Raw genomic sequence first — 15,708 nt, 5'->3', positions numbered from 1 at the left:
TGCCGGGGTGAGCCGAGGTTTGGACGCTCAGCTCAGCCGATCACCGAACTACTTGGGGAGGCCCCAGGTGATCGCGCCGGACCACACGTTCGCAGCGGCCGAGTACACGGCGTGCGTCTCCTCGTCGAAGTACGGCGAGGACATGTAGTCCCAACGGTCGTTGCCGTCCGTGTCGTACAGAACGCTGGTCACGCCGTTGACGTAGCCCATGCGCTTGGCGTTGCTGTACTTGAGCAGCCACGGGGCGCCGTTGTAGCCGCCGGTGACGGCGCACTTCAGCGACACGTGCTCCTCGATCTTCAGGCTCGCGACCTTCGTGGCCTTCGGGCCGGTCTTGCCGTAGCACCACTTCGGCGTGACGCCGGAGTAGGGCTTCGAGCCGTCGGGGTGCTTCGCGTAGGGGTAGCCGAAGGTACGAACGACCTTGCCGGTGCCCTGGTTCCACGAGAAGCCCTGGCCGCCGACGTTGTCGCCGAGACGACCGGTGTCCTTCACCGCGTGAGCCACGATGTAGAACTCGCCCACCCAGTAAACTTCCTTGGTGGTGGACTTGACCCACTTCTTGATGAAGAACTGCTTCTTGCCCCAGTTGACCTGCTTGGCCGGGTCCGAGGTCTCCTTGCCGTCCTTGTCAAGGCCGAAGACCTTGCCCAGGAACTTGCCGTCAGCCTTCTCGGCCAGGAGCTTCTTGTACTCCTCCTGGCTGATGAACTGAGCGCTGGCGTTGGTCGGGCCGACGAACTTGGCGTTGTTGTCGAAACCGTTGGGAGCGTTGGTGTACTGCAGCTCCGTCACCTCGACGGAGGTCAGCTTGACGCCGTCCTTGCCGGTCGCGGTGAGGTAAGGCTTGGCCGAGTTGTAGTCGACAACGCTGGCCGGCTTACCGACGGTCTCCGGCGAGGAGGTCACGGACTCCTTCTGGAAGGGGCCGTTCTCGCCGTACTTGGAGACGCCCGCGTCGTACTCGGCCGCGGTGATCTCGGTCTTCTTGACGTACTTCTCGCCCTTGTACGCGTCGTACTCGGACTTCGAAACCTGCTTCGAGCCGTTGAAGACGCCGCCGACACCGTTGTACACAGTGACGAACGCGTAGTCGCGGTCGAAGTCCTCGTACACCGAGAGGTCGTAGTGGGTGAAGGCCTGCTTACCCACGTAGATGCCCCACGGAGCCTTGCCCTGGTAGTAACCGGGGACGAAGACCCACTTGGAGACGACCTCGTCGTTGGCCTTGATGTCGTAGACGCAGTGACCGGCCGTGGCGACCAGGTTGCGGTACTTCGACTGGATCGACGTGCCGGAGCACCAGTACAGGTTGCCGTCGCGACCCTCGAAGAAGACCTTACCGATGGACTTCGGCAGGTTCACGTTGTGGGACTTGACGGTGACCTTCTTCTCGGCACCGATCGGGGGGAGCTCGCCCGGCTTCGTGTTGCCGACGTAGCCACCCTTCTCAACGATCTTCTTGACGTCCTTGTTGTCCCAGTAGTAGGCCGTGGCCTGCTTCAGGGCAGCGTTGTTGGACTTCGTCCAGAAGTTGATGATCTCGGCGGCCTTGGCGTCCGAGGCAAGCTGCTCGGCGTCGTACGTCGGCTCAGCCTGCGCGGCACCGGCAAGGCCGGCGGCCAGCAGACCAGTGGCCAGGATGGCGCCACCGGCCGGGAGGAGGATGCGCTTCAAGGTAACTCCTTGCGCTGTCGTGGAACGCCTCTTGCGTCCCATGCGTCAGTAAAGGGATAGCCAGGAACATACAGCGCCGATCTTGAAAACAGGAACCCGCTTTGGGAGGAAAAGATGGGTCAAGTCGGCCGTGATCGGTTCGTGATGTTTAGGCGGGCGATGGGGCTGACCGGGCGAAGGGCAAGGTCTGTGCTGTTTTCGCAGATCAACTCATGAGAGTTGCCGGTGTGACCCGTGTGGTCAGGGTGTCGGTCTAGAGGGTGTGGCCTCAGCTATGTGACGCAGATCACATCTGATCGATGGCACCGTTCGCGCGCGCCGTGCGTCCAAACGGCTTCAACTTTCGCCGGAACAGCCGTAGGGCCCGGCGGTCGCCGGGCCCTACGGGTCATTCAGGATCTACGAACAGCCTCAGGCCGCTCGCTCAGCGCCCCTTAGAACGCCTTGCCGGACCACACCTTCGCGGCGGCCTGGTAGACCGACGCGGTCTCACCGTCGAAGTACGGCGAGGTGATGGTGTCGACGCGGTCGTTGCCGTTCTGGTCGGCGAAGGTGCTGGTGACACCGTTCACGTAACCGATGCGCTTGGCGTTGCTGTACTTGAGGAGCCAGGGACCACCGTCGGCGCCCTCGGTCATCGCGCACTTGAGCGCGATGTGCTCCTCGATCTTCTTGGCGGCCGAGGCGGCCAGCTTCGAAGAGGTCTTGCCGTAGCACCACTTCGGCGTGATGCCGGTGTAGTTCTTGTTGCCGTCGGGGTGCGGGGCGGCCGGGTAGCCGAACACCCGGACGTCCTTGCCCGTGGGCTGGTTCCAGGCGAAGCCCTGGCCACCGACGTTGTCACCGAGGCGGCCGGCGTCCTTGATGGAGCCGGAGACCACGAAGTAGGTCTCGTGCCAGTAGATCTCCTTGACGGAGCTCTTGACCCACTTCTTGATGAAGAACTGCTGCTTGTACCAGGCGGTCTCGTTGCCGTTCTTGTCCTTGTCGGCCCAGAGCTTGCCCAGGAACTTGCCGTCGGCCTTCTCGGCCTGCAGCTTCTTGTAGGTCTCCTGAGTGATGGCGGCCTTGCTCGAGTTGGTCGGGCCAACGAACTTGGCGTTGTTGTCCAGACCGGCCGGAGCCTTGGTGTAGTCGTGCTCGGTGACCTCGACGCCGGTGAGCTTGATGCCGTTCTTGCCGGTCGCGGTCAGGTATGGCTTCACGTCCGCAGCCGTCTTCACGTCGGCGGGCTTGCCCACGGTCTCGGGAGCCGAGGTGACCGACTCCTTCTTGTAGGGGCCGTTCTCGCCGTACTTGGAGACGCCCGCGTCGTACTCGGCGGCCGTGATCTCCTTCTTCGCCGCGAACTTCTCGCCCTGGTAGGCGTCGAACTCGCTCTTCGCGACTTCCTTCTTGGTACCGCCACCGAGGTGGACGCCGTTGTAGACCGTGACGAACGCGTAGTCGCGGTCGTAGTCCTCGTACGTGGAGAAGTCGTAGTGGGTGAAGGCCTGCTTACCCACGTAGATGCCCCACGGGGACTTGCCCTGGTAGTAACCGGGGACGAAGACCCACTTGGACATGACGTCCTGGTTGTCCTTGACGTCGTAGACGCAGTGGCCGGCCGTGGCGACCAGGTTGCGGTACTGCGACTGGATCGAGGTGGCCGAGCACCACTTCTTCTCGCCCTTGCCGTTCACGAAGAACACCTTGCCGATGGTCTTCGGCAGGTTCACGTTCTGAACCTTGGCGGTGGTCTTCTTCTCGGCGCCGATCGGGGGCGTGGTGCCGGGCCGGCTGTCCGCGGAGTAGCCGCCCTTCTGCTTCAGCTTCTCGACGTCTTTGCCGTCCCAGACGTTGGACTCCTTGGCGGCCTTGAGGGCGGCGCCGTTGTTGTCCGCCCAGAAGGCGGCGATGGCCTTAGCGGTGGCCGCGCTCTTCGCCATCGGGTCGGTGTCGACGTCGTTGGCGGCCGAGGCGGTGCCGGCCAGGCCGGCGGCCAGCAGGCCGGTCGCCAGGATGGCGCCACCGGCGGGGATGAGGATGCGCTTCAAGGGAACTGCTCCTTGGTCTGTCGTGGGTCGCAACATGCGTCCCATGCGTCAGTAAAGGGATAGCAAGGAACATACCCGTGTGATCTTTGCAGGTGGAAGCCGTTTCGCCCGGTTTGGTAGTCACCCTTACCGCCGTGACCGTGCTGTTATCTGTCAGATACAATTACCGCCGGTGATCGTTTGGGCATGTTTTCACTGGCCAATCGGGGGCATGTGGCGAATGGTGCAAAAGAGTCGTAAGGGCCTCGCCACTCACCGTGCACCGGTGAATGTGACGTAGATCACAGGAACCAGATTGGCCCCTCGTCCCGTCTAAGTCGCTCCGATCATGAGCGGACAGGGGTGCGGGGCGCTCCGATTCGGGCAGCAGACGACCGCCAGGGACGCGAACCGGCCGCCCGTGAGCCAGAAACCCCACTGGACGTCCACGGCGCCACCGAGGGATTCGGTCGCGTTGGCCAGCCGTACCGGACGGCCTATGCGCTCCTCGTCGGCGGGCAGGAGCAGGTTGCGCCGCACCAGCGTGTACTCGCGGTCGAGCCAGGCGAGCGCGTCCGCCACGGAGTCGTGCGTGGCGCTCACCTGGCGGCGTGGGCGCGCGAGCCAGTCGGCGGTGCGCATCGGAGGGAGCGGCGAGCCGGGGAACTCGGGCGTGCCGGTCCGGCGCTCTTCCTCCAGGCGCAGTTCCTCGCCGATCCCGGTCCACAGGTAGGCGTGAAAGTGCCCGGCCATGTGAGGAGATATGCCCAGAAATGCGGAAGGGGCCCGGCAGTGATGCCGGGCCCCTTCACGTCGACGTCCTACTTGTAGAGCTCGCCCTTCGGGCCGACGACCTTGCCGGACCACACGTTCTTCGCGGCGTTGTAGACGTCAGCCGTCTCGCCGTCGAAGTACGGGGAGGTGATCCAGTCGATGCGGTCGTTGCCGTCCTGGTCGGCGAAGGTGCTGGTGACACCGTTCACGTAGCCGAGACGCTTGGAGTTGCTGTAGTTCTTCAGCCAGGGGCCGCCGTCGTAACCGGGGGTCACGGCGCACTTGAGGCCCACGTGCTCCTCGATCTTCAGCCACGAGGCGCCGACCTTCTTGCCGGTGGTCGGGCCGTAGCAGGTCTTCGGGGTCACGCCCGAGTAGACCTTGTTGCCGTCCGGGTGCGGCGCGTACGGGTAACCGAAGGCGCGCACCGGCTTGCCGCTGGGCTGGTTCCAGGAGATGCCCTGGCCGCCGACGTTGTCACCGAGACGGCCCGCGTCCACGAACTTCTTGCCGTCGTGGCCGATGCCGTTGTAGACGGTGACGAACGCGTAGTCGCGGTCGTAGTCCTCGTAGGTCGTGAAGTCGTAGTGGGTGAACGCCTGCTTGCCCACGTAGATGCCCCACGGCGCCTTGCCCTGGTAGTAGCCGGGGACGAAGACCCAGCGGTCCAGGACGTCGCGGTTGCCGTCCGTGTCGTACACGCAGTGGCCGGCCGTGGCGACCAGGTTGCGGTAGTTCGACTGGATCGAGGTGGCCGAGCACCAGCGGTACTTGCCGGAGGCGTCGACGAAGAACACCTTGCCGATGGTCTTCGGCAGGTTGACGTTCTGGGACTTGCCGGAGCCGGAGGACTGCGGCGCGGTCTGCCCGGGACGGCCGTCGGGGCTGTAGCCGCCCTTCTGGACGACCTTCTTCACGTCCGCGGCGTCCCAGGTGTAGGAGGTCGCCTGGCGCAGAGCGGCGAAGTTGGACCGCATCCAGAACGCGGCGACGGAGTAGGCCGCCTTGGTGTTGGTGGCCATCGGGTCCTTGGCGATGTCGTCGGCGGCCTGAGCGACACCGGACAAGCTGGCGGCCACGAGACCGGTCGCCAGCAGAGCGCCACCGGCCGGAAGAAGGATTCGCTTCAAGGTAACTCCAGGTTGCGCTGGTCTAGGGGCGCCGAATGCGCTCCGAACTCAGCAAAAATGGACAGCCCGGAACTTACAGTGCTGACTCGGTCCATGTGAATTTTCGGTAGATCATGTCAACCGCTCCAACACGCGGCGTGATCGTTCCGAGACAGAGGTCCTGCCTGATCACAGAGCCGGCCTATGGGGCCGATGTGACTTGCCTCACTTTTCGCTGCTGCCCTGCGCGTCGGCCTGCCGGTACACGTCTGAGGTGGTGGCGATGAACGGCGGCGCGGACACCGCGTCGTACGCCCCGCGGGCGTCGCGGTTCCAGGTCAGGCTGTTGACCCCGTTGAGGTAGCCGAGCTTCGTCGAGCTCTGGAACTTCCACAGCCAGGGGCCGCCGCTCGCGCCCGCGGTCAGGTTGCAGGGCTGGAGCAGCACGCCGTACTGCAGCTCCCGGCTCGGCGCGGTCGTCTTGGTGGTGCCGCCGGCGCAGGTCTCGAGCGTCTTGCCGGTGAAGGGCCGGGTGCCGTCGGGCTGGGCGCCCGCCGGGTAACCGAAGGCGTTGACGCGGTTGCCGTACCCCTTGGAGATCGCCAGGCCCTGGCCGCCGACGTTGTCCTGCAGCTTGCCGACGTCCTTCATGGCGTAGGAGCCGTCCTTCTGCTTCTCCCAGACGAAGCCGCGGTGGACGGTGACGAAGGCGTAGTCGAAGTCGTAGTCGCCCTTGACCCAGTCCTCGTGCAGGCTGAGCGAGGCGCCGACGTAGATGCCGTCAGGGGTGCTGCCGTCGGGCTGCGGGTTCGGGACGAAGATCCAGTTGTGCGCCTCGCCGGGCTGGCGCGGGTCGTAGGCGCAGTGTCCCGCCGTGGCGACGACGCTCTTGCTCTTGGACGCCACCGCGCTGGCCGAGCACCAGAACTCCTTGCTGCCGAACCGGAAGAAGACCTTGCCCATGGTCTTGGCGGCCGAGGCGCCCTTGGGCAGCGCGGGCGCGACGTCACGGGGGCCCGACTTCGCCTGCTTCACGGTCGAGGAAGCGGCCTTCACGGCGGAGCCGACCGCCGACCCGGCGGCGGTGGAGGAGGCGGCGGGCGCGTTGCCCGCGGGCGTGGCCGGCGAGTAGCTGTCGGCCTTCTTGAGCCGGTCGGGGTGCCAGTACTCCGCGACCTTCTTCATGTCCGCGTCGGTCTTGGCCAGCGCGACGGTCATGACCTTGCTGGGGGCGGCGTTCGCGATCCCGGTCAGGGCAGGCACCATCAGCAGCGCGCCGAGGGCGGCGGCCGCGAGGGACCTGACCGGGGGGATCATGAAATGCCTTTCTTGGGGTCGTAAGGGAGGATTTTTCCAGATCGACTCACTGTATGGCAGCTCGGATGGAGATTCGTTATCTGATCAAGGTTGACGTGTGTCCCATAAAGCCCATGTGAGGCAAGCGTCCCGCGCGTCGGTCGTTGGTCACCGATGATCTGCGAGCAAGGCTGCGGGTATGCGACTCATGTGTCTCGCCGTCCTTTCATGTACGGCTATCGCCGCTGGTCCAGCCGCAAATCCCGCGGAACCACCGAAGAACGGATACGTGCTCACCCACGGCGCCCGTCATGTTCTTCTCGTCTGCGACGGCCGCCCGAGCGTGCACCCGCGGGCCACCGAGGCGTGCGCCGCGCTGACGGCCGCCGCGGGCAATCCGGCGCGCATGCCGGTGACGCAGGTGCTGTGCACCGAGGAGTACAGCCCGGTGAAGGTCACGGCCACCGGCGTCTGGGGAGAGAGGCTGATCAACTACACCGCCGTCTACGGCAACCGGTGCCGGATGAGCGCCGCCACGGGCCCGCTGTTCGCGTTCTGACATGGGAAAGTCCCCGGGGAGGGCCCGGGGACTTTCAGCTCGGGTTCCGACGCCTTACAGGGGGAAGTTGCCGGTCCACCGGTTGGCGGCGGCCTTGTAGACCTTGTAGGTGTCGGCGTTGAAGTACGGCGACGAGATGTGGTCGTACCTGTCGTTGCCGTCGGTGTCCCACGCCACGCTGTTGACGCCGACCAGGTAGCCGGTGCGCGAGGCGCTCTTGTAGTTGTAGATGAACGGCCCGCCGCTCGCGCCGGCGGTGAAGGAGCACTTGAAGCCGATGTGCTCCTGGAGGTTGTACTTCGGCGCCGACGGCATGGGCTTGGTCTTGCCGTAGCACCACTTCATCGTGCGGCCGGTGAACGGCTTGTCGCCGTCGGGGTGCTCGCCCGCCGGGTAGCCGAAGGAGAACACGTTCACCTTCGTGCTGCGGTTCCAGGCGAAGCCCTGGCCGCCGACGTTGTCACCGAGACGGCCGGCGTTCTTGACCGTCCACTGCCACTTGCCGTTGACCTTCTCCCACTTGACCTTGATGCCGTTGTAGACGTTGACGAACGCGTAGTCGAAGTCGTAGTCCTCCTTCACCACGAAGTCGTCGTGCGCGTTGAACGTCCTGGCGGCGTAGATCCCGTAGGGAGCCTTGCCCTCCCACGCGCTGTTGCCGTCCCAGTACGACGGGATGAAGATCCAGTTGTCGTAGAAGACGTTCTTCTTGGTGTCGTAGACGCAGTGCGCCGAGGTCGCCACCAGGTTGCGGTACTTGCCCTGGACAGAGCTGGCCGAGCAGAAGCGCCAGCTCTTCGGGTCGTTCGGGTTGGCGCCGGGCAGCGTGAAGAACACGCGGCCGACCGTGTTGGGCAGGTTGACGTGCTTGCTCTTGGCGGTCTTCGCCTTCTCCTCGCCGATCGGAGGAACCGATCCGGGCGGACCGTCGGGGCTCTGGGTGCCGCCCCTGACGCCCTTGGACGAGATGTCCAGGGAGTCCTTCATGTCCGTGGCCAACCGGATGCGGTCGGGCGTCCAGAACTGGACCGCCTGGGTCGCGGGCGTCGTCGCGTTCTTGGAGACGACGTCCTTGGGTGCCTGCGTCGCGGAGGCGGTGCCGCTCATCATGCCGGCGGCCAGTCCGATGGCCACCAGGCCGGCGAGCGGAATCGCCATGCGCCTTGCTCGGGAAATCATGGAGCTCCTTCCAGTTCTCGGCGGCCCAGAGCGGGGTACGGCGCCCCGGTGGGCCAGGAAAACGCTGGGAACGCTAATGAATGGCGCAGGGCGAGTTCCAGGAAACGACGCGAAAAAGTCTGGCCCGGTTCCGTTCCGTTATAGAAATAGCAATTGGGCATGTATTCTCAACCGGTATCCGCGCTGGTCTCCGCGGCGTCGAGAATTCATTCTCCCCACGAATAACAGCGGTCACTTTCACCAATGCGCCGCCTGGGCCCACTCGGGTCAGAAACGTCACTCGCGAGCCGAACCGAATGTTGTTCTGGTTAGATGGAGGGCATGGACCCGCGCACCCCCTGCCTCGTCGGCGCCGCCCAGCTCACCGTCCGGACACAGCCCGGGCCGGAACCCCTCGACCTCTGGGAGCACGTGGCCAGGGAGGCCGCGCGCGACGCCGGCCTGCCGCCGTCGCGGCTCGACTCGATCGGGCTGGTCTACACCGATTCCTGGCAGTACGACGCGCCGCCGTACCGGCTGGCGGAACGTCTCGGGGCGGCGCCGCGCCACAGCGTCTACTCCAACGTCAGCGGTACGGCTCCGCAGATGCTCATCGGGGCGGCGGCGGCGCGGATCGCGGCGGGGGAGCTGGACAGCGCGCTGGTGGCGGGGGCGGAGGCGCTGGCCACGCGCAGGCACTTCCGGAAGATGAGGGAGCATGTGGTGTGGAGTCATCCGGCCGATCCGAAGCCGCCGTACGGGTGGGACCGGCCGCCGCATCCTGCGGAATTGGCGCACGAGTTGTTCCTTCCTGTCCACACTTATCCGATCCTGGAGACGGCCCACCGTTTCTCCCGAAATATGGCGATAAGTCGGGAAATGTCGGAGAGGGCGGGGTTTATGTCGCTTATGTCGGAAGTGGCGGCGGCCAATCCCCACGCCTGGCGGCGGGTGGCGTTTTCTCCGGAGGAGCTGGAGACCGGGCGGTTCGTCGGCTGGCCGTACACCAGCAACACGGTCGCGACGCTGGAGGTCGACCAGGCCGCGGCCGTCGTCCTGGTCAGCGCGGAGCTGGCCGACAGGCTGGCGATTCCGCTGGAGCGGCGGGTGTACCTGCGCGGCTGGGCCTACGCCGAGGACACCTGGGAGGTCGCCGCCCGGCCCTCGCTGGCCTCCTCGACGGCGATCGCGAGGGCGGCCGAGGCCGCTTTCGCCCGCGCCGGGCTGGGGCTGGACGACATGGCCGCGCTCGACCTGTACAGCTGCTTCGCCGTCGCCCTGCGGCAGGCGTGCGACGCGCTCAAACTTGACCTTTTCGACCCGCGCGGCCTCACGGTCACCGGCGGCCTGCCGTACGCCGGCGGCCCCGCCAGCGACTACGTCCTGCACTCCACCGCCACCCTGGCCGGCCTCCTGCGCGCCCAGCGCGGCCACGGCCTGGTCACCGGCGTGGGCATGCACCTGACCAAACACACCTGCGCCGTCTGGTCCACCGAACCCGGCGGCGTCCTCGGCGACGCCGCCCCCGTGCACACCGCCACCCCCGTCCCCCTCCAGCCCCTGTATGAGGGCCCCGCGACGGTGGCCGGCTACACGGTCGCGCACGGCCGCGACGGCGCACCCGAGCGCGCGATCCTGGTCGTCGACCTCCCGGACGGCCCCGCCCGCGCCCACGCCGTCGTACGGCAGGCCGACCTACTGGCCGACGCCGAGTCCCGCGAACTGGTGGGCACCCGGGTACGCCTGCGCACCGAGGGACAGGCGAACGTAGCCGATTGGTGACACCGATCCCCATGCACTTTCGTAGCCAACCGGCTACCCTTCGTGTGTTGACATTTTTATGTCACCGGCGAACGCTGGAGTCATGCGGAGGACCACGGTGCGCATCGACGAGACACTCCTCAACGAGGCGAAGGCGTACGCAGCACGCAACGGACGCAGTCTCACCTCGGTCATGGAGGACGCCTTGCGGCAACTACTCAACCGCTCCACAGAAGCGGCCGAACGGCCCCGGGTGGAGCTACCGGTCTCCGGATCCCGCCTCAGGTCCGGGATCGAGCTCACCCCCGAGTTCATCAAGGACCTGCTCGACCGGGAGGGTGTCGAACGCGACCTCAAGGAGGTGGGCGATGCTGCTGAGTGACGTCAACGTGCTCGTCAACGCCTTCCGCCTGGAGGCCAAGGGGCACCGGTCCTGCCGCGCGGTCGTCGAAGACCTCGTCAACGGCGATTCGGCCTATGCGGTCTCGGATCAAGTGATCAACAGCTTCATCCGGGTCCTGGCGAATCGGCAGCTCTACGAGCAGCCGGCGACGCTGGAGGAGATCCTCGCCTTCGCGGAGCTGGTCCGCAACCAGCCCCATGCGATCGTGGTCAGCCCGGGGGAGCGCCACTGGGAGATCTTCACCGGTCTGTGCAAGCAGATCGGGACGAACCATAAGCTCGTGCCCGACGCGTATCTGGCGGCGCTGGCCATCGAGCACGGTTGTGAATTTGTGACCTGTGACAAGGACTTTGCCCGGTTCGAGGGGTTGCGCTGGAGGTCGCCGCTCAACTGAACTGGGGCCGAGGGCGTAAGCCGCACTACTGCGCGAGGATCGCTGGTGGCGGATCAGTTCGACGTCATCGAGGCCGGTGAGAAGGGGCGCCGGCGGTGGATCGGCATCGTGGTGCTGGTCGCGGTACTCGCGGTGCCCGTCGTCGGCCTGCTCGCCAGCCGGGAGCCGGAGGCGGAGGCGCCCGTGCGGCCCTCCCGTGATCCAACGCCCATGTTGACGACGCTGACCTCGGCGCCGAACGTGCTGCATGCCAAGGCGCAGGTCAAGGGGGCTGACGAGGTCATCCAGGTGGTGTTCCCGCACGGGTTGCGGGCCGAGGTGCGGTATCCGGCGGAGTTGCGGCTCGATGAGCTGGGGTCGCGGCCGTTCGTGGGGTTGTGGATCTCGGGTGAGGAGTTCTCGCAGTACCGGCAGTTGGCTGCGCCTTACGGGGGTGACATCGAGGTGACGCGGGGGGAGAAGCCGCTGCGGTCGTTCACCGAGAACGTCACGCTGTGGCCGCGGCCGCCCGGGGGCGGGCTGGTGGGGCAGGTGATGTTGTTCGCGTTCGGGCCGTGGCGGATGGCGATGTACGACCGGCCGACCGGGATGCGGTTCGAGCAGCGGATGGAGCTGGCCACGAACCTCAAGGGGACGGTGACCAAGGACGGCTACCTGGTGCTCAGGTCGTCGGGGCAGATCCGGCTGGCCGCGCCGGGTGACGGGCGGCGTAGTGATCCGGTGGGGCCGCAACTGCTGTTCGGCGGCGGGTCGAGTGACATGGTCGCGCTCGTGCCCACCCCGGACTGCGCGCTGCCCGAGGTGCCCAACGCCATGGGCTCGCGCGGGCGGCACACGGAGTCGGTGTGCATGGGGGACTTCATGGTGGCGGCCTCGGGCTCCCGCGATTTCGTGCGCACGGCGGTCAGCAAGATCCGGATCACCCCGAAGTGACCCGTCCCGGCCCGGTTCGCCGGAGGTCATGCGCTCGCTGAAAGTCCGTGCTCAGCGGGTTGGGGTGGCGCGGGTGCGGTGGTCTCCGCGGGTTGGGGTAGCGCGGGTGTGGTGATGTCAGAGGGTTGGGGTGGCGCGGGCGTGGTGGTGTCCGCGGGTTGGGGTAGCGCGGGTGTGGTGATGTCAGGGGTTGCGGGGCTAGTGGGGGGTGGGGGTTAGGGGGCGGGGGTGGTGGGTTCGGGCTTTGCGGCGGGCCTGGTAGGCCAGGGGCATGTAGCGCAGGCGCTCCGGCAGTCTGGGGGTTAGGAGGGCTACCAGTCTTCCGATTCGGTGCAGGCGGCGTTCGTCGCGGGGGGTCCAGGTCAGGCCGAGCTTTGCGCGCACTGCCGGCGGCAGCGTGCCCACCGTGACGAAGGCGTTGAAGCCGCCGGAGGCCACTCCCACCGGCATCCACAACCGCCGCACCGCCGCGGGCAACCGAGGCGGCGCCGGGGTGCCGCGCATGACCTCCAGCACGTTCAGTGCCGTCGGGTGTGCCTCCAGGCGGGTCGCGACCATGTGGTTGAAGTAGGACCGGAAAGCCGCCATGTCCGGTGGCATCTCCCGCTCGGGCACCCGCAGGATCCTGGCGAGCTGCCGTGACTCGGCGAGCATCCGTTCCGCGTCGGCCGCCGGGTACGGCGTGCCGAAGACCCGGTTCAACGTCAGGAAGCGCTCGAACAACGACCAGTGCACCCAGGCCCACGCCTCGCCGTTGAGCGCGTGGTAGGCCCGGCCCCGCGAGTCCACACCGCTGATCGGCTCGTGCAGTTCGCGGAGCCTGCGGCCCTCGGCCAGGCCGTCCGGCCCGCCGTACACCCAGGTCTGGACGGAGGTGAGCGTGCGGTCGAGGCGTCCCCACGGGTCCTGCTTGAAGGTGGAGTGCTCAGCGACGGCGGCGCCCACGGCGGGGTGCATGGTCTGCAGGATCAGTGCGCTGCCCGCGACGAGCAGGTTGCGGTACTCGCCCGCGGTGTCCCAGTGCATCGATCCCGGGCCGAACGGCTCGACGTCCATGACGGCGCCTCCTGGGTGATACCACCTCTTTCCTTTGTATCACCCGAAAAGGGGCCAAAGTAACCCAGTACTTACCTAGACGGCAAAGACGATCTTTCCAAAGATTTCGCCCTCGTGCATCGCGGCGAACCCGGCCGCCGCCTCACTGAGGGGGAGCGTCCTGTCGATGACGGGGCGTACGCCGGTCTGCTCAAGGAAGACGGCCAGACGCTGGAGCTGGTCCCTGGTGCCCATCGTGGAGCCGACCACGGACAACTGCAGGAAGAAGACCCGGTTCAGGTCGGCGGGCGGGACGGCGCCGCTGGTCGCGCCGGAGACCACGATGCGGCCGCCCGGCCTGAGCGACTTCAGCGAGTGGTCCCAGGTGGCCTGGCCGACGGTCTCCATGACCGCGTCCACCCGCTCCGGCAGCCGCGCGCCTGGCTCGAAGACCTGGTCGGCGCCGAGTTCGAGGGCGCGCTCGCGCTTCTCCGGCGACCTGCTGGTGGCCCAGACGCGGTAGCCGCCGGCCCGGCCGAGCGCGATGAGCGCCGTGGCCACGCCGCCGCCGGCGCCCTGCACCAGCACGGTCGCGCCCGGCTGCAGCCCGGCCTTGTCGAACAGCATCCGGTAGGCGGTCAGCCACGCCGTCGGCAGGCAGGCGGCCTCCTCGAAGGTGAGCGCGGCCGGCTTGGGCACCAGGTTCCGCCTCGGGACGGCCACGCGCTCGGCGAAGGTGCCGTCGTGGGTCTCCGACAGCAGCGAGCGCTTGGGGTCGAGCGTCTCGTCGGCGCCCGAGCCGATCACCGAGTGGACGATGACCTCGTTGCCGTCCTTGTCCAGGCCGGCGGCGTCGCAGCCGAGCACGATCGGCAGCCGGTCCTGGCGGATGCCGACGCCCTTGAGCGTCCACAGGTCGTGGTGGTTGAGCGCGGTGGCCTTGACCGTGACGGTCGTCCACCCGTCGGGCGCCTCGGGTTCGGCGTGCTCGCCGAGCCTCAGGCCGGCGAGTGGGTTGTCGGGATCGGTCTGTGCGGCGGTTACGGCGAACATGGCCGCACCCTACTGGAGCCCGTCAGCCGAGCGAGTCGCGGATCTGCCGTGAGGCCGTGTCGAGGGTCCTGCGGACCTCCTCCAGGCGCTCGCGGGTGAGGTGGCTGTCGGAAGCCTCCTCACGCACCTGCGCCACGAAGTCGGCGAGCATCTCGCCGAGCTCGTTGTCCAGCTCGACCCGGTTGCCGGGGACGCCGCCGATCGTGGTCCAGATGTCGCCCCAGATGCGCCGCCACTCGTGCTTGAGCCGCTCGCCCTCGCCCGTCCACGAGCTCATGTTCTGGGTCCACTGGCGCTTCTGTTCCTCCTTGAGGCGCCGCATGTCGGCCTTCTGACCGGTACGCACGTCCTTGGCCATCTTCGTCAGCTCCTCGCGGAGCGACTTGACGGTGTCGCGGACGTCCTCCTTGACCTCGCGGGCGATGTCGCGTACCGAGGCGGAGATCTCCTGCTCCAGGTCGGCCAGTTCGTCGAGGCGCTCGCTGAGCTCCTCGCGACCCTTGTCGGTGATGGAGAAGACCTTCTTGCCGTCGACCACCTCGTGGGTGACCAGGCCCTCCTCCTCCAGGCGGGCCAGGCGCGGGTAGATGGTGCCGGGGGAGGGCGAGTAGACGCCGAGGAAGCGGTCCTGGAGCAGGCGGATCACCTCGTAGCCGTGACGCGGGCTCTCCTCCAGCAGCTTGAGCAGGTACAGCCGCAGGCGGCCGTGGCCGAAGACGGGACTCATTCCTTCTCTCCCTTGAGCACGGCGACCTCGCCGGAGACCGTGGTGACCGTGAGCGAGGCCATGCCGCCGCCGAGCCGTCCCGACAGCGACTGCGAGCCGGGCTTGCTCTGGTTGACGAGCTGGCCGAAGGTGCTGACGACGCGCCCGGAGGTCGAGCGTACGGCGACGTCGGCCTCGACGTTCTCCGGCAGCCTGACCAGGACGCCGCCGGAGACGCTGTTGAGCGTCACGTGGCCGGTGGGCCGCAGCGCCAGGTCGGCGGTGATGCGGCCGGACACGGTGTTGGCTTTCAGCCGTCGTGGTATCCCGTCGGCGACGGTCAGGTCGCCGGAGATGCTCTTGAAGGCCAGGTCGCCGGCCATCGCGCGGCTCTCGACGTCGCCGGAGACGGTGGTGGCGCTCACGTCGCCGCTCACGCCGTCGAGCACGATCTCCCCTGACACGCTCCTGACCTGCGTCTGCCGCTCGAATCCGGCGACCACGGCGGGCGCGGAGACGACTCCGGCGTTGACCGTGCAGGTCTTCGGCACGGTGAGCGTCAGCACCGAGCGCCGCCGGTCGCGGCGCAGCCAGCCGAGCAGGCCGTCCCAGGTGAGGTCCTTGTAGGTGACGCTCAGTTCCCTGGCCTCCTCGTCGTAGCTGACGATCAGCGGCGAGGCCGACTCGACCTCGGACACCTCGAGCGCCGCGGGCCCGTCGCTGGCCAGCACGTTGAGCTTGCCCGCGACGATGCGCACGTCGAGCGCCGCCACCGGTCCGAACGTGAGCTGCTCGGGCCCGTCGATAGTCCAGTGAGCCATGACCCCTCCGCGTT

The 15,708-nt window shown here is 67.2% G+C and carries 15 protein-coding genes; 5 read left to right on the top strand and 10 right to left on the bottom strand.

Annotation, left to right across the window (positions count from 1 at the left end; all coding sequences use genetic code 11):
* Positions 1-48: 48 nt before the first annotated feature.
* The 5 genes from ACIBEJ_RS42325 to ACIBEJ_RS42305 all read right to left on the bottom strand — a co-directional run bounded on the left by ACIBEJ_RS42325 (position 49) and on the right by ACIBEJ_RS42305 (position 6,892).
* Positions 49-1,677: a trypsin-like serine peptidase gene (locus tag ACIBEJ_RS42325; RefSeq protein ID WP_397188601.1), complete on the bottom strand. Its 1,629-nt coding sequence runs from the start codon at positions 1,675-1,677 to the stop codon at positions 49-51.
* Positions 1,678-2,111: 434 nt separating this feature from the next.
* Entirely contained in the window at positions 2,112-3,713 is a 1,602-nt protein-coding gene (locus tag ACIBEJ_RS42320; RefSeq protein ID WP_397188600.1) for a trypsin-like serine peptidase, read from the bottom strand.
* A 312-nt stretch (positions 3,714-4,025) separates the two neighbouring features.
* The gene (locus tag ACIBEJ_RS42315) at positions 4,026-4,445 is read right to left on the bottom strand and encodes a hypothetical protein (protein WP_397188599.1); all 420 of its coding nucleotides are present in this window, start codon (positions 4,443-4,445) and stop codon (positions 4,026-4,028) included.
* Positions 4,446-4,513: 68 nt separating this feature from the next.
* A complete protein-coding gene (locus ACIBEJ_RS42310) occupies positions 4,514-5,596 on the bottom strand; it encodes a trypsin-like serine peptidase (RefSeq protein ID WP_397188598.1) in 1,083 nt (360 codons plus the stop codon).
* A 204-nt stretch (positions 5,597-5,800) separates the two neighbouring features.
* The gene (locus ACIBEJ_RS42305; RefSeq protein ID WP_397188597.1) at positions 5,801-6,892 is read right to left on the bottom strand and encodes a trypsin-like serine peptidase; all 1,092 of its coding nucleotides are present in this window, start codon (positions 6,890-6,892) and stop codon (positions 5,801-5,803) included.
* A 268-nt stretch (positions 6,893-7,160) separates the two neighbouring features.
* On the opposite strand from ACIBEJ_RS42305, the gene ACIBEJ_RS42300 reads away from it, so the two are divergent.
* A complete protein-coding gene (locus tag ACIBEJ_RS42300) occupies positions 7,161-7,430 on the top strand; it encodes an SSI family serine proteinase inhibitor (RefSeq protein WP_397188596.1) in 270 nt (89 codons plus the stop codon).
* Positions 7,431-7,484: 54 nt separating this feature from the next.
* Here ACIBEJ_RS42300 and ACIBEJ_RS42295 read toward each other — a convergent pair whose 3' ends face one another.
* Complete coding sequence (locus tag ACIBEJ_RS42295; protein WP_397188595.1) at positions 7,485-8,609, bottom strand: trypsin-like serine peptidase; 1,125 nt, start codon at positions 8,607-8,609, stop codon at positions 7,485-7,487.
* A gap of 321 nt (positions 8,610-8,930) precedes the next feature.
* Between ACIBEJ_RS42295 and ACIBEJ_RS42290 the strand changes: the two genes are divergently transcribed.
* The 4 genes from ACIBEJ_RS42290 to ACIBEJ_RS42275 all read left to right on the top strand — a co-directional run bounded on the left by ACIBEJ_RS42290 (position 8,931) and on the right by ACIBEJ_RS42275 (position 12,079).
* Positions 8,931-10,370: an acetyl-CoA synthetase gene (locus tag ACIBEJ_RS42290; protein ID WP_397188594.1), complete on the top strand. Its 1,440-nt coding sequence runs from the start codon at positions 8,931-8,933 to the stop codon at positions 10,368-10,370.
* Between the two features lie 82 nt (positions 10,371-10,452).
* Entirely contained in the window at positions 10,453-10,731 is a 279-nt protein-coding gene (locus ACIBEJ_RS42285; RefSeq protein ID WP_397188593.1) for a DUF6364 family protein, read from the top strand.
* The gene (locus ACIBEJ_RS42280) at positions 10,718-11,146 is read left to right on the top strand and encodes a type II toxin-antitoxin system VapC family toxin (RefSeq protein WP_397188592.1); all 429 of its coding nucleotides are present in this window, start codon (positions 10,718-10,720) and stop codon (positions 11,144-11,146) included. The genes ACIBEJ_RS42285 and ACIBEJ_RS42280 overlap by 14 nt, the downstream gene beginning before the upstream one ends.
* Positions 11,147-11,191: 45 nt before the next feature.
* Positions 11,192-12,079, top strand: a complete 888-nt coding sequence (locus ACIBEJ_RS42275) for a hypothetical protein (protein WP_397188591.1) — start codon at positions 11,192-11,194, stop codon at positions 12,077-12,079.
* Positions 12,080-12,277: 198 nt separating this feature from the next.
* Here the strand turns inward: ACIBEJ_RS42275 and ACIBEJ_RS42270 are convergent, their stop codons facing one another.
* The 4 genes from ACIBEJ_RS42270 to ACIBEJ_RS42255 form a co-directional block, all read right to left on the bottom strand.
* Positions 12,278-13,135 carry an oxygenase MpaB family protein gene (locus tag ACIBEJ_RS42270; RefSeq protein WP_397188590.1) on the bottom strand — a complete coding sequence of 286 codons (858 nt, stop codon included), beginning with the start codon at positions 13,133-13,135 and terminating at the stop codon, positions 12,278-12,280.
* Positions 13,136-13,210: 75 nt separating this feature from the next.
* On the bottom strand, positions 13,211-14,167 hold the full coding sequence (locus ACIBEJ_RS42265) for a zinc-binding dehydrogenase (RefSeq protein WP_397188589.1): 957 nt from the start codon (positions 14,165-14,167) through the stop codon (positions 13,211-13,213).
* A gap of 22 nt (positions 14,168-14,189) precedes the next feature.
* The gene (locus ACIBEJ_RS42260; protein WP_397188588.1) at positions 14,190-14,894 is read right to left on the bottom strand and encodes a helix-turn-helix transcriptional regulator; all 705 of its coding nucleotides are present in this window, start codon (positions 14,892-14,894) and stop codon (positions 14,190-14,192) included.
* Positions 14,891-15,694 (bottom strand): DUF4097 family beta strand repeat-containing protein, encoded by an 804-nt coding sequence (locus ACIBEJ_RS42255; RefSeq protein WP_397188587.1) that lies wholly within the window; start codon positions 15,692-15,694, stop codon positions 14,891-14,893. The genes ACIBEJ_RS42260 and ACIBEJ_RS42255 overlap by 4 nt, the downstream gene beginning before the upstream one ends.
* Between the last annotated feature and the right edge of the window lie 14 nt (positions 15,695-15,708).

Origin of the sequence: Nonomuraea sp. NPDC050790, from assembly GCF_044456745.1 — a bacterium.
In the GTDB taxonomy this organism is placed as follows: domain Bacteria; phylum Actinomycetota; class Actinomycetes; order Streptosporangiales; family Streptosporangiaceae; genus Nonomuraea.
The sequence above is the reverse complement of the archived record's forward strand: the minus strand, read 5'-3'. Positions and strand labels throughout refer to the sequence as shown.